Origin of the sequence: Streptomyces griseochromogenes (assembly GCF_001542625.1) — a bacterium.
GTDB lineage: Bacteria > Actinomycetota > Actinomycetes > Streptomycetales > Streptomycetaceae > Streptomyces > Streptomyces griseochromogenes.
The window spans coordinates 1,283,588-1,305,213 of record NZ_CP016279.1 but is presented as its reverse complement, the minus strand read 5'-3'; the positions used below and the strand labels follow the sequence as shown (position 1 = coordinate 1,305,213).

Genomic DNA, 21,626 nt, shown 5'->3' with positions numbered 1-21,626 from the left:
GAACACGCCCTCGAATCACGCACCCCCACCCCACCTTCGGCCCGGGGCGCACGGTGGACGCCGTCCGGCGGGATGTACACCGCCTCACCCGGGCACCGCGAGCTCGAACCAGACGGTCTTTCCGGTATCCCCAGGCCGGGTGCCCCAGCGGCGCGAGGAGCCGGCGACCAGCTGCAGACCACGGCCGCTCTCGTCCTCGGGATGGGCGACACGTTCGCGCGGCGGGTCCGGCAGCGGGTCGGACACCTCCACCAGCAGCACATCGTCGAGCCCGGCCGGGCGTACCAGCCGTACACCGATGGGGCCGGTGGCGTGCCGCAGGGAGTTGGTCACCAACTCACTGACCAGCAAGGCCGCGAGATCGCAGAGGGAGTCCAGGTCCCAGCCGTGCAACTGTTCCCGGACCGCGGCGCGGGCGGTGCGCACGGCACCCGGTTCCGCGGGAAAGGTCCACTCGACACAGTCGCCTTCGGTGTCGATCACGCCGATCACTTCCCGGGCCAGCGAGCGCACCCATGTCCGGTTTCATGGGGTTAATGGGGACATACCCGGTATCAGGGGAGCATTACCGTGCGCGAGGGCGCACTGTGGCACGAACGGCGTATGGAAAGCTCGGTGAGCTCCCACCCCGCACCGACAAGCCCGCTCAGTGCGCCCCGGCGCCCAGCCGTGCCGCGAGTTCACGGACCGCCGGGACGTCCTGGTCGAGCCAGGGCACCTCCCAGAGCCGGTCGGGGGTGAGCCAGCGCAGTTCGTCGTGGTCCTCGAGGGGCTGGGGGGCGGCGGAGCCGGGGCACAGGCGGGCGGTCCACACGTGCAGGACGTAGGGGGATCCCAGGGGCCACTCCCCCGGCACGCGCTCGACCGGCTCGGCGTCGATGCCGAGTTCCTCGCGCAGTTCACGCACCAGGGCATCCTCGGGCCGCTCTCCGGCCTCGACCTTGCCGCCGGGCAGCTCCCAGCGCCCGGCCAACTCGGGGGGCGCGCTACGACGAGCGGCGAGCAGTCGGCCGTCGTCGAGCAGGGCGGCTCCCACCACCACGATCCGTTCGGTCATGGAGCGGAGCCTACGGGAGCGCACAGAGGGTCAGTTCCGCGCGCCGCCGTCCCCGTTCGCCGGTCAGTTCTGGGTGCCGTCCCCGTTCTGGCCGATGCGCTCCACCCAGTAGAGCTGCTTGTGACCGCTGCCGTCGAGGCTGTCGGCGATCTTCTGAGCCTCGGCCCGGGTCGCGTACCGCCCCACACGGTAGCGATTGCCGTTGTCGTCCTGCCGTATCACGATCCAGGGCAGGGAGACCGTGCCCTCACCCATCGCCCCCACCGTTCCTTCTCGCACTGCCCCGCCCTCCCCCGGTCTCGACTGCTCCTCCACGCTCGGCTGCTCCCCCACGGTCGACTGCGTTCTTGCGCGAGGGACCTCCAGCGCGGGGGGACGCCCATCCCGTCCTGGGCCCCCGCCCTGCCCCGCCTAAGGAAACCGCATTCCGCATATGCCCGAGCGTACGCCCTACCTTCACGGAGCGAATACGCCTTTTCACAAAGAGGTACGCAACCGGCCAGAACTCGGGGGGCGCACGATGACGAACGCGCCGCCCCGCATGCCGGTGTCGTGCGTCGGGGCATATCGGACGAACCTTGGGCCACCTGGGAAAACGGCCGGATTGCGGCGCACCGCCCGGAGCCGGGACATGGATCACGGGACGGGGCACCCGCCCGAGGGGCGTGCGAGGGTGTGCGCTACTTCACGGGCAGGTGGTACGCGACCCGGTAGCGGTCGGCGGGGATCACGACGTCGGCGGTCTCCACCGGGCGCCCCGAGGCGAAGTAGGTGCGGTGGACGACCACGACCACATGGCCGGGGACGCCGCCCAGGACATGCAGTTCCTCGGCGAGGCCGGGGCGGGCGCCGACCTCCTCGGTGACGTTGTCCACGATGACGTCGATGGCCCGCATGCGCTCGACGACCCCCATGCCGCCGAGCGGCCCCTCCTCCGGCAGCATCACGGGGGTGCGGCCGGTGACGGCGAGGGGTTCCCAGGAGGTGGAGAGCATCATCGGCTCCCCGGCCTCCCGGAACAGGTACTTGGTGCGCATGACCCGGTCGCCGGGCTCGATGGAGAGCCGCTCGGCGATGGCGATCCCGGCCTCGGCCTGCTCGCTGCTGGATTCCCAGCTGCCGCGCACCGAGGCGTCGGCCTGCTCCTGCCGGAACGGCGTGGCACCCGCGGACGGCCGGAACCCGGAGCGGGCCACCCGCCGGGGCACCGGCCGCTCGCGCACATACGTCCCCGAGCCGGAGCGGCCCTCGACCAGCCCTTCGGCCATCAGCACCTTGCGGGCCTCGAGGGCGACCGTGTCGGACACTCCGTATTCCTCGCGGATGCGGGCCTGAGAAGGGAGCCTGGTGTGGGGAGGCAGTGAACCGTCGACGATCTTCTTGCGGAGATCACCCGCGACACGCAGGTACGCCGGCTGCTCACCGAAAGTCACGGGCCGCTCCCATCAGGTTGTACAGACAGCAACAGCCTGGCAACCGTGGGTTGTGCCACGCAAGTAGAGGCCAGAGAATCACTCGATGTGATGACAAGTGGCCGGGGAGGTCTTTACCAGGCACTTTCTCCCCGCTATGGCCGCGCTCACACCTCCATGCCGACGTCGCCTCCGCCGCCGCCCGGGCCCTGGTCGCCGTCGTCCGAGCCCGTGTCGCCGCCGTCCGAGGGCGGGGTGGTGTCCAGGCCCAGCGCCTTGCGCGCGGTGATCGACTGCGACGGGTCGATGAGTCGCACGCCGTCCCCGGAGTACTCGTAGAAGGTCTTCACGTCCGGCGCCTTCGCGGCCTCGGCCCACCGTTCGCGCGCCTTGCCGAGGCGTCCGGCCAGGACCGCGACCGGCTCCCGCGCACCCGCGGGCCACTCATGGGCCCGCAGCAGCCGCCGCTGCTCGGCCAGCGCGGCCGAGACCCGGCCCGCCCACGCCTTGTGTCCCGGCAGGTCGTCCTCGGCGTACCGCGTGTCCGGGACGGACTCCAGGGCCGTGTTGAGGACGTGCGCGGCCTTGAGATAGGCGACCTGGTGGGCGTTCAGGACCGTCTCGTCCTTGCGCAGCGAGCCGGTCAGGTCCCTGCCCTCGGTCGCGTTGCCGAACACACAGATGACCTTCCGGTCGCCGCCCGACCAACTGAGCTCGGTGGGCGTGAGGTAGTAGACGTCGACGTCGTCGGGGACGGCCCAGGTGTCCATCGCGTAGCTGTCCTGGAGGCCGTAACAGCGCTTGTCGGCGGTGCCGGCCACCGAGTCGTCGCCGGGATAGGCCCCTTTCTCCAGGCTGAAGGAGGCGAACACCTCGCCGTCGTGCTCGCCGGAGCAGGGCACCTTGTCGATGCCGTAGGTGTCGCCGCTCAGTTCACCGTCCGGCGCGTTGAAGCACTCACCCTTGACCAGCGAGCCGGTCACGCCGTCGCGCGCGCCCTGCTGGAACCACTCCCAGTCGGACGCGCTGCCCGTGCTGAGCAGCAGCGCCCACAGCGCGAGCCCGATCCCGGACAGCACGGAACCGCCGACCGCCAGCCCGGTACCGCGCTCGCCGCGCCGACGGATCTGCCGCAGCGCGACGAGGCCGAGCACCAGCCCCACGCCCGGCACACAGCACACGACGCCCAGCGCGAGGGAGGCGATGGCGAAGCCGTTGACGGACGCCGGCCGGTTGTAGGGGCTGTAGCCCTGCGCCCACGGCTGGTACGCCGACGGCCCGTAGGAGCCCTGTGGGTGGGCCGGCAGCCCGAGCGGCTCCTGCCCGTACGGCGGCCGGGGCGACTGGTTCGGCCCTTCTGGCTGGTGGGGGCCGGAGGGCGGAGGTATGGACACCGGTACCGTGCTCCTGGGTAGGGCGGCGGCAGCGCAGGCCGGGCGAGGGCCCGGCGGCTGGACTGACGTACGACTGGCCGCATCGTAAGCGGGGCACGAGTGGGGGCGTCATGAGGGTGGAACACCGAGCGGGAAGCGGGGTGGACAGCGTCACCGTACGGGCGGTGAACGGGCTCACCGCACGGTGGGCGGCACACACGGCCCCGGACGGCACGGCCTTCTCGGCGGCCGGGGTCTGGCCCCTGCTGGCCTTTCTGGCCGACGGGGCGACGGGGGCCGCGCGGGCGGAGCTGGCCGAGGCGCTCGGCGTGCCCGCGGACCGGGCGGCCGCCGCCGCACGGGAGTTGCTGTCCGCGCTGGAGCCGGTCTCCGGACTGGACGCGGCGCTCGGCCTGTGGACGCACCACACGCTGCAGTTGCGGGAGGAATGGCGGGCCGGACTGCCGGCCCGGACGCACGGGATGTTCGGCGACGACCTCGTCGGCGCGCAGGAGCGGCTGGACGCCTGGGCGGCCGAGCGGACCGGCGGCCTCGTGGAGCGCATGCCGGTGACGCTGACCCGGGAGGCACGGATGGTGCTGGCCGGTGCCTTCGCCCTGCGCACGGACTGGCGGCAGCCGTTCACCGAGACGATGCTGCGTCCGGACGCCGGGCCCTGGCAGGGCCGTTCGCTGCTCGGACTGCATCGCAGGAGCATACGGCCGGACCGGATCGCCCTGACGAGTACGCCGGGCGGCTTCGTCACCGCGCTGACCGTGCCCGGCGACAACGGCGTCGACGTCCATCTGGTGCTGGGCGAGGAGCGGATGACGCCCGGTCAGGTGCTCGGCGCAGGAGTCGGGGTCGTGGAGCGCGCGCTCGCGGTCACCGGGGGCGGCGCGCTCCCGTTCGGGCACGTGGGCCCCGGCCTGCATGTGGAACGGCAGCCCTCCGTCGCGCCGGAGCCGATCGCGCTGGACGTGCGGACGGTGGCGTACGAGGTGCGGGCCGACCACGACCTGCTGGAGACGCCCGGCCTCTTCGGACTCGCCACGGCGCAGGACCTGCGCCAGGCCCACTTCCCCGGCGTCAGCGCGTTCCCGCTCGCCATGGGCGCGGCCCGCCAGTCCGTCCTGGCCCGGTTCGGCGCGCTGGGCTTCCGGGCGGCGGCGGTGACGGCGTTCGTGCCGTACGGCGCCGGCGCCGCCCCCCAGTACCGCTACGAGACGACGGTCGTCCGCGCGACCTTCGACCGCCCCTTCGGCTTCCTCGCGGTCGACCGCGAGTCCCGGCTGGTGCTGATGGCGGGCTGGGTGACGGACCCGGCACCGTATCCCGTCAGGCCGTCATGGTGAGGGGCGCTGCTCCTCGAGCACCCTCACACAACGGGCGAGCAGCCCGGTCAGGGCGTCGCGCTCCTCGTCGGTGAACTCGGCGGCCAGAGCGCGCTCGACGCGTACGGCACGGACGTCGGCGTCGGCGAGGACGGCGCGACCCTCGTCCGTGAGGCGGGTCTCCAGGACGTTCTTGTGCCACTCGTGCGGGGTGCGGGCGATGAGGTCGTGCTCCTGGAGGTTCTTCAGGACCGTGTTCATCGTGGGCGGGGTGACCCCGCACAGCCGGGCCAGGGCGGCGGCCGAGATGCCGGGGTTGCCGGCAAGGTGAAGCAGGGCCGCGTACTGCGCGACCGTCAGGCCCGCCGGCTTCAGGACCGCGGTCTTGGTCGCGTTCAGGGCCTGCTCGGCCCGCTTGAGGTGGGAACCGAGACGCTCGGAGGCGGGCATGGAGGTCACCTGGCCCACATTAATGCGTTGGCGATGATTAGAGCTCTAATCTAGATTCGAACCTGCCATATAGTGAGTAGCCGAACCGAGAGGCACCGCCGTGTCCCGTTCGATTCACCGCCGTACGTTCCTGACCGCGACCGCGGCCACCGCCCTGGCCGTCACCGTGGCCCCCTCTCCCGCCCGGGCGGCCACCGGGCCCCGCATCTCCACGGCCTTCACCCTCCCCGGCGACCGCGCCTATCCCGAGGGCATCGCCCTCGACGTGCGCACGGGGGACGCGTACGTCGGCTCGTACACGACCGGAGCCGTCTACCGCGCCGCCGCCGGGAGCCGCGCGGCGGAGGTCTACCTCCCGGCCGGCACGGACGGCCGTACGACGGCGAACGGGCTGAAGGTCGACCGCGCGGGCCGCCTGTGGGTCATCGACTCGACCGCCGGGATCGACGTCTACGACCTGCGCGACCGCTCCCTCGTCGCCCGCTTCGAGGTGCCGGGCGGCGACTCGCGCTTCGTGAACGACCTCGTGATCGCCGCGGACGGCACGGCCTACGCCACCGACAGCCTGCGGCCGGTGATCTACCGGGTCACCCCGGACGAGGTGACCCGCGCCCGCGGCGGCCGCGCACCGCTCACCGCGCACTACGACCTGACCGACGCCCTGCCCCCGCGCCCGTCCGGCACGTACACCCTCAACGGCATCGTCGCGGACGCCACCGGACGCCTGCTGTTCGTCGTCGACATGACGGGCGGCGGCCTCTACCGCGTGCACACCGCCACCGGCGCCACGAGCCAAGTCACCCTGCAAGGCGGCGACTTGACCCACGGCGACGGCCTGGAACTGCACCACCGCACGCTGTGGGCCGCGCACAACGCCACCAACACCCTCACCCGCTGGCACCTGGACCCGGCCGGCACCACGGCCCGCGTCCACCGACGCCTGACCGACCCCGCACTCCAGACCCCGACCACCCTGGCCCACACCCCCCAGGGCCTCCTGGTCGTCCGCTCCCAGTTCGAGAAGGGCGGCCCGATGGGTCCGGGCGTGCCTCAGACGCCGTTCACGGTGGCGCGGGTGACGGGCCTCTGACGGGGGTGACGCCCTTGACGATCTCGCGGCCCCGGCCTCGGCGAGTCGCTACGGTCGAGCCATGACCGCACCGCCCGACTGGATGCGCCCGCCGCGCGCGGAAGGCTGGTTCGCGGAGGACCTGGACCGCCTTCCCGAGGCGCCTCGCCCCGCACGTGGTACGCGCCGGAAGAGGTCCAGCTCGTCATCGAGGTCGTCTCGCCCGAGTCCGCCCACCGGGGTGAACACGGGAACGCGGAAGGGGCCGGGCTCAGCCGAGCCCGGCCCCTTTCTGCTGTTGGCGGTCACGCGTTGAAGCGGAATCCGTAGCGCAGAGCTCCCACCTGCGGAAACGTGGGTTTGACGGGGGTCATCCCAGCACGATCCCGGCACGGGCGTTCTATCCCGGCACCATGGGCAGCTCAGATGCCCGACCGATCTTCCTCAATCCGTCCATCCCCCTCGCACCACCGGCTCGTCAGTGCCTGTGTATTAACTCCTTGCCCACGCTGTCCAGTCGTGGACTACCGTTGCCATGCACCGCGTGCCCTCCCCGGAGGGTGTACGCGACGTGCCCCGGGGAGTACGCAATGCCCTTCGGTTCGGTGACTCAGCTCCATGGTGCGCTCCCGGCGGGAGCCATCCGGCGCCGTCACCGATCAAACCGAAGGGGACGCATTCCTGTGGTTGCCGTCGAGTACATGCCCAAGCGCCGCACCTGGGTCCGTGATGTCCTGGTTGGCATCGCGGCGAGCCTCGGCTCGAACCTGACGTGGGCTCTGGCGCAGGTCGTGGTGCACCGCCTCGGCTGAGCCGGGCGGTGGGCGGGCCTCCAGGGGCCCGCCCTCCTTCATTTACGGCCGGGTAATCTGCAGAACGTCATTGCGGCCCGACGGGCTTCCGCTCCGCTTCGGCGAAGTAACGAAGGACATGCCCCCACCCGCACGAGTCATCTCGTGCCTGGGGACCCTTCGTGCTCCTGCAACTGTCCGCAGCCGAGCTCGGCCGACTCATCGTGGCCCGAGCCGGATCTGCGCACCTTCCGCTCACCGAGCAACTGATTCACGAGCATTCCCGGATCAAGGGAGGACCGGCCGGCCAGGGAGACATCGCTTCCTGGAACAACAGCGTCCCCGTAGTGGTCAAAGCTCTGCTGGACTGCGGCCTCGACGAAGTCGAGGTGCAGGTCGAGGTCGACCTGCCGCACACCAACTCCGCCGTCGACCTGGTGCTGTGCGGCCGACACCCCGGCACGGGGACGGATTCATACCTTGCGGTTGAGCTGAAGCAGGTACGGCACGCCACGGTGGACCCTCTGTGCCCCATCGCCGTCGATCTCGGGTTCGGCGACGGGAAGAACAAGCTGCATCCGGTGCGGCAGATCCAGCGCTACTGCGAGTACATGCTGCGCTACCTACCCCATCTTCGTGAGAACGAGGACCAGTTGATGGGTGTGGCACTGCTCCACAACGCACGTGACGCGGACGTGGAGGCGCTGTTCGGTATGCCCGAGACCGACCACGGCTTCCTCTACACGCTCGATGATCTGGATCGCTTCCGACGAGTACTTACTTCGAGATTCACAGCCGCGTCCGGGAAACGGGCGGCATCCGCACTGGAGCAGGCCCGCCAGGACCCGTTGCTCAAGGTCACCGATGTGGCCCGTCAGCGCTCTGTCGTCGGTGGCGGTCTTACACTCCTCGACGAGCAGTACGTCGCGGTCGACCGGATCACCCGGCACCTGGAGAAGACCACCCACTTCACCGGTTTCGACGTCGGGTTGTTCTACGACGCCGAAGCCGCCCACAGCCCGGCTCCCGATCCGGGCGTCAAGCGCGTCTACATCCTGCGGGGCGGCCCTGGCAGCGGCAAGAGCGCAGTGGCCCTCGAGTTGCAGCGTGCCCTCGGACTCAAGGGCCGCGAAGCCGTGCTGGCAAGCGGCTCTCACGCCTACACGGAGACTCTGCGCGAGATCATGCTCAGCACGGCCCGCCGAGGGCAGACAGCGGACAAGCGCCGCGCAGCCAACAGGCTGTACCGCTATTTCAACAGCTTCAGCGAGAGCCCACCGGACAGCATCGACGTCCTCATCTGCGACGAGGCGCACCGCATGCGACGCAGCTCGACATACCGTTGGATGCCGAAGATTCTGCGAGACGACGACCGGCCGCAGGCAACCGAGGTGATAAGAGCCGCGAAAGTGCCGATCTTCCTGCTCGACGATCACCAGTCGATCCGCCCGGACGAGGTGGGCACTGCCAGGTATCTCAAAGAGCTCGCCGAGGACATGGGCTGCGATGTCGAAGTGACCGATCTGGAGGGCACGTTCCGAGCGGGCGGCAGCAAGCGGTACCAGCACTGGGTCCAACAACTGCTGGGCCTTGACGCCTCCGATCCGGTGGCCTGGCGACCGGACGGGAGGATGACGCTGACGGTCGCCGACTCCCCCGAGCAGATGGAGCGGTTCATCCGGGAACGCCATTTGGAAGGGGCCACGGCCCGTATCACCGCGGGCTTCTGCTGGCCGTGGAGCAACCCGGACGGAGAACAGCTTGTCGACGACGTACACATCGGGGACTGGCGCCGGCCTTGGAACGTGAAGCCGGAGCACAGTGTCCCGAACGCACCACGGTCGGACCTGTGGTCGACCGATCGCCGTGGTGTCGACCAGATCGGCTGCGTCTATACAGCACAGACCTTCGAGTACGACTGGAACGGCGTCATCATCGGACCCGATCTGCTCTTCCGTGAGGGGAAGTTCAAGGTGGACCGGAGTGCTTCCTGCGATCCCGCCTTCCGGGATCCAATCGACGACACGATCGTCACCCGGTGCGTCCTCAACGCCTACCACGTGCTCCTCACCCGCGGCGTGGTCGGCACCGTGGTCTACGCGGTCGACCCGGCGACACACAACGAACTGCGCCGGCTCATCACGGGCGCCATCGGCATGCAGCACTACGACGGCGCCCAGCCGAAGCTCACCGCTGAAGGATCACAGCTGCCACCTGCCCACCGCAGACGGCACAGGTAACCTTGATCCCGACGTAGCTGCGGCCCGCCGGGCTTCCGCTCCGCCTGGCGGAGTCACGAAGGACATGCCCCCACCCGCACGAGTTTCTTCGTGCTGCCTGGGGGCATGTCTTGCTGTTCCGCGACTCTGCCACAGCGGTCGCCGCCGAGTGCCACTCCGGTGCCCTGTTCTTCCGCTTGACGGAGCAGTTCGTGCACGTGCACGGCCACAAGCCCGGTCCGTCCGAAGTCCGCTCGTGGGAGCGGAGCATCCCCGTGCTCGCGAGCGCGCTCAACGATGCCGGTCTCGGGCAGGTGGAGGTGCTCCTGGAGTACGGACTGCCGCTGAACAGCAAGCGGGCCGATGCCGTGCTGGCCGGTGTGCACCCCAAGACCGGGCTGCCGTCTTACGTCATCGTGGAGCTGAAGCAGTGGAGCAGCGCGGAGCCGGACGACGACGATCCGTCGCTGTGCCGCATCGACTCGTACGCTCGGGCGGTACTGAATCCAGTCGACCAGGTACGCGGCTACTGCGAGTACCTCGTCTCCTTCAACGGAGCCCTGGCCAAGCACCCGGAACGCGTCAACGGCGCCGCATACCTGCACAACGCCACCGAGTTCGGCGTCAGCGGGCTTTTCGAGGCGGAGCAAGACCAGTACGGCCAGCTCTTCATCGGTGCGCGACGCAGCGAGTTCATCGCCTACCTGCGTGCGAAGCTGGCGCCGGAGTCAGGCGCTTCGGCCGCGGACGAGCTCGTCAACGGGAAGATCGGGCCATCCAAGCAACTCATGGCGGTGGCCGCCCAAGAGGTCCGTGAACGCGAGCAGTTCGTCCTGCTGGACGAGCAGCAGATCGCGTACCGCACTGTCCTGAACGCCGTCCGCCGCGCCAGGCGATCCGACCACAAGGAGGTCGTGATCGTCACCGGCGGGCCCGGCACCGGCAAGAGCGTCATCGCCTTGTCGCTCCTCGGCGAGCTGTACCGGCAGGGCACCACCGCGCTGCACGCGACGGGCTCCAACTCGTTCACGACGACCATGAGGAAGGTCGCTGGGGCCCGGAAGCGTGAGGTGCAGGACCTCTTCAAATACTTCAACAGCTTCATGACCGCCGAGCGCAACAGCCTCGATGTCCTGATCTGCGACGAGGCCCATCGCATCCGGGAGACATCCGCCAACCGCTACACACCGGCGTCGAACCGCACCGGCAAAGCCCAGATCGAGGAACTCATCGACGCGGCACGCGTCCCGGTCTTCCTACTCGACGAGCATCAGGTCGTTCGGCCCGGCGAAATGGGCACGGTCGCGGAGATCAAGGCAGCCGCCGCGAAGAAGGGGCTCCAATGTCGGGTGGTGCCGCTGGACAGCCAGTTCCGGTGCGGTGGCAGCGATGCATATCTGCGCTGGGTGGTACGGCTGTTGGGCCTTGAGCCAGGCGGCCCGGTGGAATGGGAACCCGACGACAAGATGCACCTCACGGTCGCGGACAGCCCTCAGGAGTTGGAGGCGTTCCTCGACAACCGCCGCTCGCAGGGGTACAGCGCGCGTATGTCCGCAGGCTACTGCTGGAAGTGGACGAAGAAGGTGCCACCCGGGCAGGCACTGCCCGCGGACGTCGTCATCGGGGAGTGGGAACGGCCCTGGAACGTCTTCGGTGATCGGTCCGTCGGGGGCGCGCCTCCGGCCGCGCTGTGGGCAACCGATCCGGCCGGTTTCGGGCAAGTGGGCTGCGTGTACACCGCGCAGGGCTTCGAGTACGACTGGAGTGGCGTCATCATAGGCCCCGACCTGGTGTGGCGCGGCGACCGCTGGGTCACCGATCGTTCAGCGTCCAAGGATCCGGTCTTCAAGAAGTCCACCCCGGACGCCGATGTGGACCGGCTGATCCGCAACACGTACAAGGTGCTGCTGATGCGGGGAATGATCGGCACGGTGGTGTACTCAACCGATGCCGAGACACGCGAAAAGCTGCGGGAGCTGACCGGCGCGACCGCAAGCCTCGCTGCCGTGTGATCCACTAACCCTCGTCTGGCACGGAACGCCGAGCCCGTCGGCGGCAGGCCCGAGGGTGGCGCAGCTCTCTCCCACCACCCCGCACGAGACCGGCAATGCAAAACGGACACCCTGCGTTCAGTAGTGATAGCGAGCCGCGAGGATCACGATCTCCTTGTCCGTGACCAGGTACACAAGGCGGTGCTCATCGTCGATCCGTCTCGACCACGCCCCGGGCAAGTGGTACTTCAACGGCTCGGGCTTGCCGATCCCCGTGAAGGGGTCACGCTTGACGTCCTCGATGAGTTTGTTGATCCGAGCGAGCATCTTGCGGTCGTTCTTGAGCCAGGACGTGTAGTCCTCCCAGCCCTGATCCTCGAAGACAAGCCTCACGCGTCACCCGCAGCAGGATCCGCCGCATCTGGATCGATCAGCTCGCGCTCCGACACGTTGACGTTGCTCAGGGCATTCTCGTACGCCTTGAGCAGTCGCCGTGCGTTCACAGGCGAGCGCAGCAGGTACGAGCCCTCGCGCAGCGCCGCGTAGTCCTCGGCCGAGACAAGCACGGCGTTGCCATGCTTGGAGACGATCTCGATGGCCTCGTGGTCGTCGTTGACCTTCTTGATCAGCGGAAAGAGAGCCTTGCGGGCTTCGCTCGCAGTTATCGACATAAGCTGACTCCCTACCTCAAGTGGTACCGAATAACGTACCACTCGCGGCCCATCCCAGCACGGGAAACAGCAAGGGGCCGGCACCCGGAGGAGCCGACCCCACTTGACCTGCATGTTCGCCAGGTCGCCGACGTGGTGCTATTTCACCTGCTCACACGTTGAACCGGAACTCCACCACATCCCCGTCCTGCATCACATACTCCTTGCCCTCCATGCGGGCCTTGCCCTTGGCGCGGGCGTCGGCGACCGAGCCTGTCTCGACCAGGTCGGCGAAGGAGATGACCTCGGCCTTGATGAAGCCCTTCTGGAAGTCGGTGTGGATCACACCGGCCGCCTCGGGGGCGGTGGCGCCCTTCTTGATGGTCCAGGCGCGGGATTCCTTCGGGCCGGCCGTGAGGTAGGTCTGCAGGCCGAGGGTGTCGAAGCCGACGCGGGCGAGGGTCGCGAGGCCCGGCTCGTGCTGGCCCACGGACTCCAGCAGCTCCAGGGCCTCCTCCTCGTCCAGCTCGGCGAGGTCCGCCTCCAGCTTGGCGTTCAGGAAGATCGCCTCGGCGGGGGCGACCAGGGCGCGCTGCTCGTTCTTGAAGTCCTCGTCGATCAGTTCGTCCTCGTCGACGTTGAAGACGTAGAGGAAGGGCTTCGTCGTGAGCAGGTGCAGGTCGTGCAGGAGCTCGTTGCGCTCGGTGCCCTGGACGATGCCGTGCGCGAAGAGCGTGTCGCCCTTCTCCAGGATCTCCTTGGCCTCCTCGACCGCCTTGACCTTCGGCGCGATGTCCTTCTTGATCCGCGACTCCTTCTGGAGCCGGGGCAGGACCTTCTCGATCGTCTGGAGGTCGGCCAGGATCAGCTCGGTGTTGATCGTCTCGATGTCGTCCTTCGGCGAGACCTTGCCGTCGACGTGCACGACGTTCTCGTCCTTGAAGGCACGGATGACCTGGCAGATCGCGTCGGACTCGCGGATGTTCGCGAGGAACTTGTTGCCCAGGCCCTCACCCTCGGAGGCGCCCCGCACGATGCCCGCGATGTCGACGAAGTCGACCGTGGCCGGGAGGATCCGCTCCGACTTGAAGATCGAGGCCAGCTGGGCGAGACGGGCGTCGGGGACGCCGACCACGCCGACGTTGGGCTCGATCGTGGCGAACGGGTAGTTGGCCGCCAGCACGTCGTTCTTGGTCAGGGCGTTGAACAGGGTCGACTTGCCGACATTCGGCAGGCCGACGATTCCGATCGTGAGCGACACGTTGCGACTTCCCGTAGATGAGTGGGCCAGGGGGTGCCAGGGGCCAGAGACCGACACTGACCGATCCCCCAGTTTACGGCGTCCGGGCCGGCGGGCTCGCGGGAGCGTCGAATGCCCGGCCAAGCTCTCTCCACCGGCGTGTCTGTGGGCCGATTGAGCACATAAGCAGACCTAAGTTGGTCCAATGGAGCAACACAGATCACGACCCCCGAATGGCGGACGGCGGCGCGGCGCGCCGCGCACACCGCTGCCGCCTCAGGCGCGGCGGGGGGCGGGCGGGCGCAGGCCCGCGCCGGGGGCGGAGCGGGCCGGGCGGCCGTTCCGGGTCGCCCCGCAGCTGTCGCCGGGCGGGTTTCCGGGTCCCCGGCTCACCGGGCTCGGCGGGGGGCTTTTCTGCGCGGCCGCGATGGTTCTGCTCGGCTTCGTGGACCAGCTGCTGTTCGGGGGGTCCCTGACGCTGTACGGGGTGCTGTTCGTGCCGGTGTGCGTGCTGACCGCGCTGTGGGTACGCGGGGGCGACCTGCTCACCGCGCCCGTGGTCGTACCGATCGGGTTCGCCGCGGGTCTCCTGCCCGTCGCCGACGGCAGCGGGGGGGTGCTCGGCCGGCTGATGGGGCTGGTCACCGGGCTCGCCACGCAGGCGGGCTGGCTGTACGGGGGGACGCTGATCGCCGGGGTGATCGTGCTGGTACGTCGGGTGCGATGGGTGCGGAGCCGCCGGCGCCGGGGCTGACCTGCGGCTTTCCGCCCCGCGTGCTACGGCTGGGTCTGCGCCGCACGCATGGCGGCTCCGACGATCCCCGCGTTGTTCTGCAGCTGGGCCGGCACGATCTCCGCCTTGATGCCCTCGATGAAGTGCAGGAACTTGTCCGCCTTGCGGCTCACTCCGCCGCCGATGATGAAGGCCTCGGGCGAGAAGAGCATCTCGACGTGGGCGAGGTACTTCTGGACGCGGCGGGCCCAGTGCTCCCAGGTCAGCTCGCCGTCTTCCTTGGCCTTGCTGGAGGCCCGCTTCTCGGCGTCGTGGCCGCCCAGCTCCAGATGGCCCAGTTCGGTGTTGGGCACGAGGGCGCCGTCCACGAAGAGGGCGCTGCCGATGCCGGTGCCGAAGGTGAGCAGGATGACCGTGCCGCTCCGGCCCCGGCCGGCGCCGAACTGCATCTCGGCGACGCCCGCCGCGTCGGCGTCGTTGACCACGGTCACCGGCAGGCCGCCGAGCCGGCCGCCGAACAGCGTGCGCGCGTCCGTGTCGATCCAGCTCTTGTCCACGTTGGCCGCCGTACGGACCGTGGCGCCGCCGGTGACCACTCCGGGGAAGGTCAGGCCCACCGGGCCCGTCCAGCCGAAGTGGTCGACGACCTGCTTCACGCCGTCGGCCACGCCGTCGGGCGTCGCGGGGTGCGGGGTGAGCACCTTGCACCGCTCCTGGGCCAGGTCGCCCTTCTCCAGGTCCACAGGGGCGCCCTTGATCCCGGATCCGCCGATGTCCACGCCGAAGATCTGCATGGCTCCACGTTACGACGGACGACTGACAGTCACGCCCCGGGCGAAGCGACGCTCACGCGTCCGACGTACCCGATCCGCCGCGCTCGGCGACCAGGGACGCGGCCTCTTCGCGCAGGTCACGGCGGAGTTCCTTGGGCAGCGAGAAGGTGATGGACTCCTCGGCGGCCTTGACGAGCTCCACGTCCCCGTAGCCGCGCTCGGCGAGCCACTCCAGCACCTGCTCGACCAGGACCTCGGGCACGGAGGCACCGGAGGTGACACCGACCGTGGTGACGCCCTCCAGCCAGGCCTCGTCGATCTCGCTGGCGAAGTCCACCAGGTAGGCCTCGCGGGAGCCGGCGAGCTTGGCGACCTCGACCAGGCGCTTGGAGTTGGAGGAGTTGCGCGAGCCGACCACGATGACCAGCTCGGCCTCGGCGCCCATCTCCTTCACGGCCAGCTGGCGGTTCTGGGTGGCGTAGCAGATGTCGTCGCTGGGCGGGGAGACGAGCCCCGGGAACTTCGTCTTCAGGGCGTCGACGGTCTCCATGGTCTCGTCCACGGAGAGGGTGGTCTGGGACAGCCAGACGACCTTCGACTCGTCGCGGACCTCGACCTTGGCGACGTCCGCGGGGCCGTCGACCAGCTGGATGTGGTCGGGGGCCTCGCCGGAGGTGCCGATGACCTCCTCGTGGCCCTCGTGCCCGATCAGGAGGATGTCGTAGTCCTCGTTGGCGTACCGGACGGCTTCCTTGTGGACCTTGGTCACCAGCGGGCAGGTCGCGTCGATGGTGGCGAGGCGGCCCTGCCTGGCCTCCTCGTGCACGACCGGGGCGACGCCGTGCGCGGAGAACATCACGATGTTGCCCGGCGGCACCTCCTCCGTCCGCTCGACGAAGATCGCGCCCTTCTTCTCCAGGGTCTGCACGACGTACTTGTTGTGGACGATCTCGTGCCGGACGTAGATCGGGGCGCCGTACTGTTCCAGCGCCTTCTCGACGGCGATCACGGCGCGGTCCACACCGGCGCAGTAGCCCCGGGGGGCGGCGAGCAGGACACGGCGGCCAGGCGAAGCGGTCATGGGACCCATCGTAGGGGCTGTGCACCCGGACCCCCGAGCGCCCCTGAGCGGGCCCCGTCCTCGCGGTCCCCCGGAGGGGGTGCCCCCGGACGGGCCGGGAAAGGAATGTCGGTGCCGCCCATTACGCTCGCGACATGGCCGCGAACACTACCCCCGAAGCGCCCCTCCCCGTGGGTGAGGTCTCCCGGCTCATCGGCGGGTGGATCGACCGGCTCGGCGCGGTGTGGGTCGAGGGCCAGATCACGCAGCTGTCGCGGCGGCCGGGGGCCGGAGTCGTGTTCCTGACCCTGCGGGATCCCTCGTACGACATCTCGGTCAGCGTGACCTGCTACCGGCAGGTGTTCGACGCCGTGGCCGATGTCGTCGGCGAGGGCGCGCGGGTCGTCGTGCTCGCCAAGCCGGAGTGGTACGCACCGCGCGGGCAGCTGTCGCTGCGGGCCGCCGAGATAAGACCCGTGGGCGTGGGCGAGCTGCTGGCCCGCCTCGAGCAGCTGAAGAAGGCGCTCGCGGCCGAGGGTCTGTTCGCGCCGGAGCGCAAGAAGCCGCTGCCCTTCCTGCCCCAGCTGATCGGGCTGGTCTGCGGCCGTGCCTCCGCCGCGGAGCGGGACGTGCTGGAGAACGCCCGGCACCGCTGGCCCGCCGTCCGCTTCGAGGTGCGCAACGTCGCGGTGCAGGGCGTGCACGCCGTGCCGCAGGTCGTACAGGCCGTCAAGGAGCTGGACGCGATGGAGGACGTGGACGTCATCGTCGTCGCCCGGGGCGGTGGCAGCGTGGAGGACCTGCTGCCGTTCTCCGACGAGCAGCTGGTGCGGGCGGTGGCCCAGTGCCGTACGCCCGTCGTCTCCGCCATCGGGCACGAGCCGGACAACCCGCTGCTCGACCATGTCGCCGACCTGCGCGCCTCCACGCCGACCGACGCGGCCAAGAAAGTCGTGCCGGACGTGGGCGAGGAGGTCGAGCGGGTGCGGATGCTGCGGGACCGGGCGCGGCGGTGCGTGGGCGCGTTCGTGGAGCGGGAGGAGCGGGGGCTGGCGCATGCGCTGGCCCGGCCCTCGATGGAGGATCCGCACCGGATGATCGACGAGCGCGCCGACCACGTGGCCGCCCTGCTGGAGCGCGGCCGGCGCACCCTCGGCCATCTGCTGGACCGCGCCGACTCGGAGCTGACGCACACGCACGCGCGCGTGGTGGCCCTCTCCCCCGCCGCCACGCTCAGGCGCGGATACGCGGTGCTGCAGAAGGCCGACGGGCACGTGGTGCGCGATCCGGCCGAGGTGAGTGAGGGCGAGGCGCTGCGGGCGCGGGTCGCCGACGGTGAATTCACGGTAAAGGTGGGCGAATGACCGGCAAGGTGAACGAGGCGCTCTCGTACGAGCAGGCGCGGGACGAGTTGATCGAGGTCGTACGGCGGCTGGAGGCCGGCGGCACGTCGCTGGAGGAGTCCCTGGCGCTGTGGGAGCGCGGCGAGGAGCTGGCCAAGGTGTGCCGGCGCTGGCTGGAGGGCGCCCGGGCCAGGCTGGACGCCGCGCTGGCCGAGGAGGAGGCCGGGGAAGAAGAGGGCCGCGGGTAGCGCCGGCGGCCGTCTCCTCTGTGAAGCGGATCACCACACCCCCATTTTCGTTGAACCTTGAACTTCCATGTCGTACGGTCAGTGTCGTCAGCAGATACGGACCGCGGTCCGTATCGGACGCCCCCCCCCGAGGAAGTTCACGCAATGTCTCTCGTTCTTGACCCCGCCGCCCAGGACCTGCTGTTCCGCGAGGCCCGCACCGCGAACACCTTCACCGACGAGCCGGTGACCGACGAGCACGTCCAGGCGATCTACGACCTGGTCAAGTACGGCCCCACCGCCTTCAACCAGAGCCCGCTGCGCATCACCCTGGTCCGTTCCGCCGAGGCCCGCGAGCGTCTGGTGAAGCACATGGCCGAGGGCAACCAGGCGAAGACCGCCACCGCCCCGCTGGTCGCGATCCTCGCCGCGGACAACGAGTTCCACGAGGAGCTGCCGGCCCTCTTCCCGCACTTCCCGCAGGCCAAGGACGTGTTCTTCGGCGAGCGCCCGGCCCGTGAGGGCTCCGCCGCGCTGAACGCCGCCCTGCAGGCCGCGTACTTCATCATCGGCGTCCGTGCCGCGGGCCTGGCCGCCGGCCCGATGACCGGCCTGGACTTCGAGGGTGTCCGCAAGGAGTTCCTGGACGACGACCACAGCCCGCTGATGGTCGTCAACATCGGCCGCCCGGGCCCCGACGCCTGGTTCCCGCGCTCGCCGCGCCTGGCCTACGACGAGGTCGTCACGACCGTCTGAGCCGGCCCCGCGTACGCCAAGAGGCCCCCAGCAGCGTCGCTGGGGGCCTCTTGCGTGTCCGGGGCCGGTCGCGCGTGGCGCGTGCGGGCGCCGGGGCAGCTCTCACTGCATCTTCAGCGCCGCCGCCATCTTCGTCAGCTGGTCGAAGGAGGCCGTGCCGGCCACCACCGTCGTGGAGCCGGGAGTGTTCTCCAGGACCAGGGCGTCGTAGCGGCCGCCGGAGTAGCGGGTCCAGGTGTGGTCGCCGATCTTCTCGGTCCGCTTGGTCGCCGAGGCACCCTGGCTGGCCTGGTCGATGAAGTCGGCGCGCTTCTGAGTGGACTGCTCGACCTGCACGTACTGACCCTCGGGATCCTGGAAGCCGAGGTGCCAGCGGTCGGAGTCCTCGCCCTGGTAGCGCACCGAGGTCGCCTTCCAGGCCTCCGGCAGGCCTTCGGGAGCGGCCACCGGGTAGCCTGCCGCGCGACGCGCCGTGAGCAGCTCGACGCGGTAGTCGACCCGCTTGATGTCGGGAGCGTGATCGTCGTGCGGGACGAGGAGATAGATGAACCCCGCCGCCAACCCGATGAGGGCCAGGGAGAGGATCATGTCCCGGACCGTCTTCTGCTTGCCGTTCGAACCTGCCACGCCCTCTATCGTCGCAGGTGCCCGGAGCGCTCATCCGTGGGGTCCCCTGCTCATTTTGTCGGCCTAACGATAGAGTCGGAGTCACACCCTCATCCGGCCGTCGTCGTATCAGAAAGGTGCGCTCCGATGACCGAGCATCATCACTTGCCGTCCGAGCTGGACGTCCCCTCCGAGGCTCCCGACCGCAACCTCGCCCTGGAACTCGTCCGCGTGACCGAAGCCGCGGCGATGGCCGCGGGCCGCTGGGTCGGGCGCGGCGACAAGAACGGCGCCGACGGCGCCGCGGTGCGTGCCATGCGGACCCTCGTCTCCACCGTGTCGATGAACGGCGTCGTCGTCATCGGCGAGGGTGAGAAGGACGAGGCGCCGATGCTCTTCAACGGGGAGCGTGTCGGTGACGGCACCGGGCCCGAGGTCGACATCGCCGTCGACCCGATCGACGGCACCACCCTGACCGCCAAGGGCATGCCCAACGCCATCGCCGTCCTCGCGGCCACCGAGCGCGGTGCCATGTTCGACCCGTCCGCCGTGTTCTACATGGACAAGCTGGTCACCGGCCCCGAGGCCGCGGACTTCGTCGACATCGACGCCCCCGTGGCCGTGAACATCCGGCGTATCGCCAAGGCCAAGCGGTCCGCGCCGGAGGACGTCACCGTCGTCATCCTGGACCGCCCGCGCCACGAGGGCATCATCAAGGAGGTCCGCGAGGCCGGTGCGCGCATCAAGCTGATCACCGACGGCGATGTGGCCGGCTCGATCCTGGCGCTGCGCGAGGGCACGGGCATCGACCTGCTGCTCGGCATCGGCGGTACGCCGGAGGGCATCATCTCGGCCTGTGCCGTGAAGTGCCTGGGCGGCACCATCCAGGGCAAGCTGTGGCCCAAGGACGACGAGGAGCGTGCGCGGGCCATCGACGCCGGGCACGATCTGGACCGGGTGCTGACCACGGAGGACCTGGTCACCGGGGAGAACGTGTTCTTCGTCGCCACCGGCATCACCGACGGTGAGCTGCTGCGGGGCGTGCGGTACCGGTCGGAGACCGCGACCACCGACTCGATCGTGATGCGGTCGAAGTCGGGGACGGTGCGGCGGATCGACTCCGAGCACCGGCTGAGCAAGCTGCGGGCCTACAGCGCGATCGACTTCGACAAGGCCAAGTAGCGCCTGTTCGAAGCGGGGTACGAAGGACGATGGGCGCCCTCTGTGCGGAGAGGGCGCCCATTCTCGCGCCTAGCCCGCTATGCGGTTCGCCGTCGCTCGTGTCGCCTTCTTCAGTTCCAGTTCGCGCCTGCGGCGCCTGGCCAGGACCACTCGGCGTTCCGCTGCCGTCAGGCCGCCCCAGACGCCGTACGGTTCGGGCTGGAGGAGGGCGTGTTCGCGGCACTCGACCATCACGGGACAGCGTGCGCAGACACGCTTGGCCGCTTCCTCACGGGACAGGCGGGCAGCCGTCGGCTCCTTGGACGGGGCGAAGAACAGGCCGGCCTCATCGCGCCGGCACACCGCTTCGGTGTGCCAGGGTGCGTCTTGGTCCCTGTCTCGCACTGGCACCCGCTGGGCCGGAACGGCAGCTACCTGCAGGGACGAATGCGGCGGTTGCAGCACGGTCTACTCCTGACGACGGCTTCGCGAGTGAGCGACGATGCAGCAAGGCCTACCCGCTGTGCGCGCGCCTATGCACTGCGTTTCCAACCGCAGGCGTGCGGCGGCTTGTTCGCGCCCCCGGACATCCGTCGCGGCCGGCTCACAGCCCTTGTGGCACCGGCGATTCGCGACCGTCAACGGTCCAGGTGTTTGCGCAACTTCCTGTCGACCTTGTCCTGCACACGCTGGATGATGTCCGACACGAGCTTGCCCCGCTTGGGCCGCGCCTCGACGTTACCGAGCACGGCCCACCCGTCGACGTAGACCACCGGAGCCTGGGAGTCGGCCGAATCCAGCGTGTCCACCTCGAAGTTGCCGAGCACGCCGCCGCCGGTGCCCCGCAGCGACACGTTCTCCGGGACACGGATCTGGATGTCGCCGAAGACCGAGACGGCCTTGATGACAACCTGCTGGTACTCGAAGATCGCTTCGCTCAGGTCGATCTCGATGCTGCCGAAGATCGAGTAGGCGTGCAGCCGGCGCCCCGCGCGCCAGCGTCCCCGGCGCACCGCGCTGCTGAGGACGGCCACCACGTTGGCGTCGGCCTCGGCCGGGACCGCGCCGGGCGCGGGCCGGGACGGGACGCCCGTGTAGGCGGGCTCCGGGCGCTGGGCGGCCGGCAGGTCCTTGATGAAGACCTCCAGCTCGCCGACCGTCTTGGCGCTCAGGACCCCCTCCACGCGCTCGGCGTGCTCGTCGGCGGTCAGCCGGCCCTCGGCCATGGCCTCATGGAGGATGTCGGCGACACGGTCACGATCGGAGTCCGAGGCGCGCAGCTCGGCCAGGTGCGGCGCGCTGCCCTGCGGCTGGGGGTGCTTCTGTAGGTCCACGGCAGCAGCGTACCGAAACGCGATAGATCGCGACTAGGGGTGGTGGC

24 protein-coding genes are annotated in these 21,626 nt (G+C 69.8%); 10 read left to right on the top strand and 14 right to left on the bottom strand.

The window, feature by feature from the left end; translation table 11 throughout:
* Window positions 1–84: 84 nt before the first annotated feature.
* From AVL59_RS06180 to AVL59_RS06160, 5 genes are all read right to left on the bottom strand, one after another.
* Window positions 85–513 (bottom strand): ATP-binding protein, encoded by a 429-nt coding sequence (locus tag AVL59_RS06180; protein ID WP_067300175.1) that lies wholly within the window; start codon window positions 511–513, stop codon window positions 85–87.
* 133 nt (window positions 514–646) lie between these two features.
* Window positions 647–1,057, bottom strand: a complete 411-nt coding sequence (locus tag AVL59_RS06175; protein ID WP_067300174.1) for a (deoxy)nucleoside triphosphate pyrophosphohydrolase — start codon at window positions 1,055–1,057, stop codon at window positions 647–649.
* Between the two features lie 63 nt (window positions 1,058–1,120).
* Entirely contained in the window at window positions 1,121–1,312 is a 192-nt protein-coding gene (locus tag AVL59_RS06170) for an SPOR domain-containing protein (RefSeq protein WP_067300173.1), read from the bottom strand.
* Between the two features lie 425 nt (window positions 1,313–1,737).
* On the bottom strand, window positions 1,738–2,490 hold the full coding sequence (locus AVL59_RS06165; protein WP_067300172.1) for a GntR family transcriptional regulator: 753 nt from the start codon (window positions 2,488–2,490) through the stop codon (window positions 1,738–1,740).
* A gap of 146 nt (window positions 2,491–2,636) precedes the next feature.
* Complete coding sequence (locus AVL59_RS06160) at window positions 2,637–3,863, bottom strand: DUF4190 domain-containing protein (protein ID WP_079146545.1); 1,227 nt, start codon at window positions 3,861–3,863, stop codon at window positions 2,637–2,639.
* A 110-nt stretch (window positions 3,864–3,973) separates the two neighbouring features.
* On the opposite strand from AVL59_RS06160, the gene AVL59_RS06155 reads away from it, so the two are divergent.
* Window positions 3,974–5,197: a serpin family protein gene (locus AVL59_RS06155; protein WP_067300171.1), complete on the top strand. Its 1,224-nt coding sequence runs from the start codon at window positions 3,974–3,976 to the stop codon at window positions 5,195–5,197.
* Here AVL59_RS06155 and AVL59_RS06150 read toward each other — a convergent pair.
* Window positions 5,189–5,626, bottom strand: coding sequence for a MarR family winged helix-turn-helix transcriptional regulator (locus AVL59_RS06150; protein WP_067316950.1), 438 nt, complete (start codon window positions 5,624–5,626; stop codon window positions 5,189–5,191). The genes AVL59_RS06155 and AVL59_RS06150 overlap by 9 nt on opposite strands.
* 100 nt (window positions 5,627–5,726) lie before the next feature.
* On the opposite strand from AVL59_RS06150, the gene AVL59_RS06145 reads away from it, so the two are divergent.
* The 4 genes from AVL59_RS06145 (at window position 5,727) to AVL59_RS06135 (ending at window position 11,717) form a co-directional block, all read left to right on the top strand.
* The gene (locus tag AVL59_RS06145; RefSeq protein ID WP_237281448.1) at window positions 5,727–6,716 is read left to right on the top strand and encodes an SMP-30/gluconolactonase/LRE family protein; all 990 of its coding nucleotides are present in this window, start codon (window positions 5,727–5,729) and stop codon (window positions 6,714–6,716) included.
* Window positions 6,717–7,378: 662 nt separating this feature from the next.
* Window positions 7,379–7,507 carry a DUF6408 family protein gene (locus AVL59_RS55515; RefSeq protein ID WP_234376191.1) on the top strand — a complete coding sequence of 43 codons (129 nt, stop codon included), beginning with the start codon at window positions 7,379–7,381 and terminating at the stop codon, window positions 7,505–7,507.
* 161 nt (window positions 7,508–7,668) lie between these two features.
* Entirely contained in the window at window positions 7,669–9,726 is a 2,058-nt protein-coding gene (locus AVL59_RS06140; RefSeq protein WP_067300170.1) for a DUF2075 domain-containing protein, read from the top strand.
* A gap of 110 nt (window positions 9,727–9,836) precedes the next feature.
* On the top strand, window positions 9,837–11,717 hold the full coding sequence (locus AVL59_RS06135; protein ID WP_067300169.1) for a DUF2075 domain-containing protein: 1,881 nt from the start codon (window positions 9,837–9,839) through the stop codon (window positions 11,715–11,717).
* Between the two features lie 117 nt (window positions 11,718–11,834).
* On the opposite strand, the gene AVL59_RS06130 is transcribed toward AVL59_RS06135, so the two are convergent.
* From AVL59_RS06130 to ychF, 3 genes are all read right to left on the bottom strand, one after another.
* Window positions 11,835–12,089 (bottom strand): Txe/YoeB family addiction module toxin, encoded by a 255-nt coding sequence (locus AVL59_RS06130; protein ID WP_009321768.1) that lies wholly within the window; start codon window positions 12,087–12,089, stop codon window positions 11,835–11,837.
* Window positions 12,086–12,367 carry a type II toxin-antitoxin system Phd/YefM family antitoxin gene (locus AVL59_RS06125; protein WP_067300168.1) on the bottom strand — a complete coding sequence of 94 codons (282 nt, stop codon included), beginning with the start codon at window positions 12,365–12,367 and terminating at the stop codon, window positions 12,086–12,088. The genes AVL59_RS06130 and AVL59_RS06125 overlap by 4 nt, the downstream gene beginning before the upstream one ends.
* A gap of 151 nt (window positions 12,368–12,518) precedes the next feature.
* Complete coding sequence (gene ychF, locus AVL59_RS06120; RefSeq protein WP_067300167.1) at window positions 12,519–13,607, bottom strand: redox-regulated ATPase YchF; 1,089 nt, start codon at window positions 13,605–13,607, stop codon at window positions 12,519–12,521.
* Window positions 13,608–13,791: 184 nt separating this feature from the next.
* Between ychF and AVL59_RS06115 the strand changes: the two genes are divergently transcribed.
* Window positions 13,792–14,340 carry a DUF6542 domain-containing protein gene (locus tag AVL59_RS06115; RefSeq protein WP_208870317.1) on the top strand — a complete coding sequence of 183 codons (549 nt, stop codon included), beginning with the start codon at window positions 13,792–13,794 and terminating at the stop codon, window positions 14,338–14,340.
* Between the two features lie 23 nt (window positions 14,341–14,363).
* On the opposite strand, the gene ppgK is transcribed toward AVL59_RS06115, so the two are convergent.
* Entirely contained in the window at window positions 14,364–15,113 is a 750-nt protein-coding gene (ppgK, locus tag AVL59_RS06110) for a polyphosphate--glucose phosphotransferase (RefSeq protein ID WP_067300166.1), read from the bottom strand.
* A 52-nt stretch (window positions 15,114–15,165) separates the two neighbouring features.
* Complete coding sequence (locus tag AVL59_RS06105; protein WP_099053008.1) at window positions 15,166–16,182, bottom strand: 4-hydroxy-3-methylbut-2-enyl diphosphate reductase; 1,017 nt, start codon at window positions 16,180–16,182, stop codon at window positions 15,166–15,168.
* 125 nt (window positions 16,183–16,307) lie between these two features.
* Between AVL59_RS06105 and xseA the strand changes: the two genes are divergently transcribed.
* From xseA to AVL59_RS06090, 3 genes are all read left to right on the top strand, one after another.
* Window positions 16,308–17,516: an exodeoxyribonuclease VII large subunit gene (xseA, locus tag AVL59_RS06100; RefSeq protein ID WP_067300164.1), complete on the top strand. Its 1,209-nt coding sequence runs from the start codon at window positions 16,308–16,310 to the stop codon at window positions 17,514–17,516.
* Entirely contained in the window at window positions 17,513–17,743 is a 231-nt protein-coding gene (locus tag AVL59_RS06095; protein ID WP_067300163.1) for an exodeoxyribonuclease VII small subunit, read from the top strand. The genes xseA and AVL59_RS06095 overlap by 4 nt, the downstream gene beginning before the upstream one ends.
* A 144-nt stretch (window positions 17,744–17,887) precedes the next feature.
* Window positions 17,888–18,478, top strand: coding sequence for a malonic semialdehyde reductase (locus AVL59_RS06090; protein ID WP_067300162.1), 591 nt, complete (start codon window positions 17,888–17,890; stop codon window positions 18,476–18,478).
* A 102-nt stretch (window positions 18,479–18,580) separates the two neighbouring features.
* On the opposite strand, the gene AVL59_RS06085 is transcribed toward AVL59_RS06090, so the two are convergent.
* The gene (locus tag AVL59_RS06085; protein WP_067300161.1) at window positions 18,581–19,105 is read right to left on the bottom strand and encodes a DUF4245 domain-containing protein; all 525 of its coding nucleotides are present in this window, start codon (window positions 19,103–19,105) and stop codon (window positions 18,581–18,583) included.
* A 126-nt stretch (window positions 19,106–19,231) separates the two neighbouring features.
* Here AVL59_RS06085 and glpX point away from each other — a divergent pair, with 126 nt between their 5' ends.
* A complete protein-coding gene (gene glpX / locus AVL59_RS06080) occupies window positions 19,232–20,266 on the top strand; it encodes a class II fructose-bisphosphatase (protein WP_067300160.1) in 1,035 nt (344 codons plus the stop codon).
* A 69-nt stretch (window positions 20,267–20,335) separates the two neighbouring features.
* Here the strand turns inward: glpX and AVL59_RS06075 are convergent, their stop codons facing one another.
* Together AVL59_RS06075 and AVL59_RS06070 are read right to left on the bottom strand one after the other, a co-directional pair.
* Window positions 20,336–20,710 carry a WhiB family transcriptional regulator gene (locus AVL59_RS06075; protein ID WP_079146544.1) on the bottom strand — a complete coding sequence of 125 codons (375 nt, stop codon included), beginning with the start codon at window positions 20,708–20,710 and terminating at the stop codon, window positions 20,336–20,338.
* Window positions 20,711–20,883: 173 nt separating this feature from the next.
* Window positions 20,884–21,579: a DUF1707 SHOCT-like domain-containing protein gene (locus AVL59_RS06070; protein ID WP_067300159.1), complete on the bottom strand. Its 696-nt coding sequence runs from the start codon at window positions 21,577–21,579 to the stop codon at window positions 20,884–20,886.
* Between the last annotated feature and the right edge of the window lie 47 nt (window positions 21,580–21,626).

Coding starts and splice junctions, on each gene's coding strand:
- AVL59_RS06105 (WP_099053008.1), bottom strand. CDS start 16,182: ATGGGTCCCATGACCGCTTCGCCTGGCCGCCGTGTCCTGCTCGCCGCC.
- AVL59_RS06125 (WP_067300168.1), bottom strand. CDS start 12,367: ATGTCGATAACTGCGAGCGAAGCCCGCAAGGCTCTCTTTCCGCTGATC.
- AVL59_RS06095 (WP_067300163.1), top strand. CDS start 17,513: ATGACCGGCAAGGTGAACGAGGCGCTCTCGTACGAGCAGGCGCGGGAC.
- AVL59_RS06175 (WP_067300174.1), bottom strand. CDS start 1,057: ATGACCGAACGGATCGTGGTGGTGGGAGCCGCCCTGCTCGACGACGGC.
- AVL59_RS06155 (WP_067300171.1), top strand. CDS start 3,974: ATGAGGGTGGAACACCGAGCGGGAAGCGGGGTGGACAGCGTCACCGTA.
- AVL59_RS06115 (WP_208870317.1), top strand. CDS start 13,792: ATGGAGCAACACAGATCACGACCCCCGAATGGCGGACGGCGGCGCGGC.
- AVL59_RS06090 (WP_067300162.1), top strand. CDS start 17,888: ATGTCTCTCGTTCTTGACCCCGCCGCCCAGGACCTGCTGTTCCGCGAG.
- glpX (WP_067300160.1), top strand. CDS start 19,232: ATGACCGAGCATCATCACTTGCCGTCCGAGCTGGACGTCCCCTCCGAG.
- xseA (WP_067300164.1), top strand. CDS start 16,308: ATGGCCGCGAACACTACCCCCGAAGCGCCCCTCCCCGTGGGTGAGGTC.
- ppgK (WP_067300166.1), bottom strand. CDS start 15,113: ATGCAGATCTTCGGCGTGGACATCGGCGGATCCGGGATCAAGGGCGCC.
- AVL59_RS06150 (WP_067316950.1), bottom strand. CDS start 5,626: ATGCCCGCCTCCGAGCGTCTCGGTTCCCACCTCAAGCGGGCCGAGCAG.
- AVL59_RS06170 (WP_067300173.1), bottom strand. CDS start 1,312: ATGGGTGAGGGCACGGTCTCCCTGCCCTGGATCGTGATACGGCAGGAC.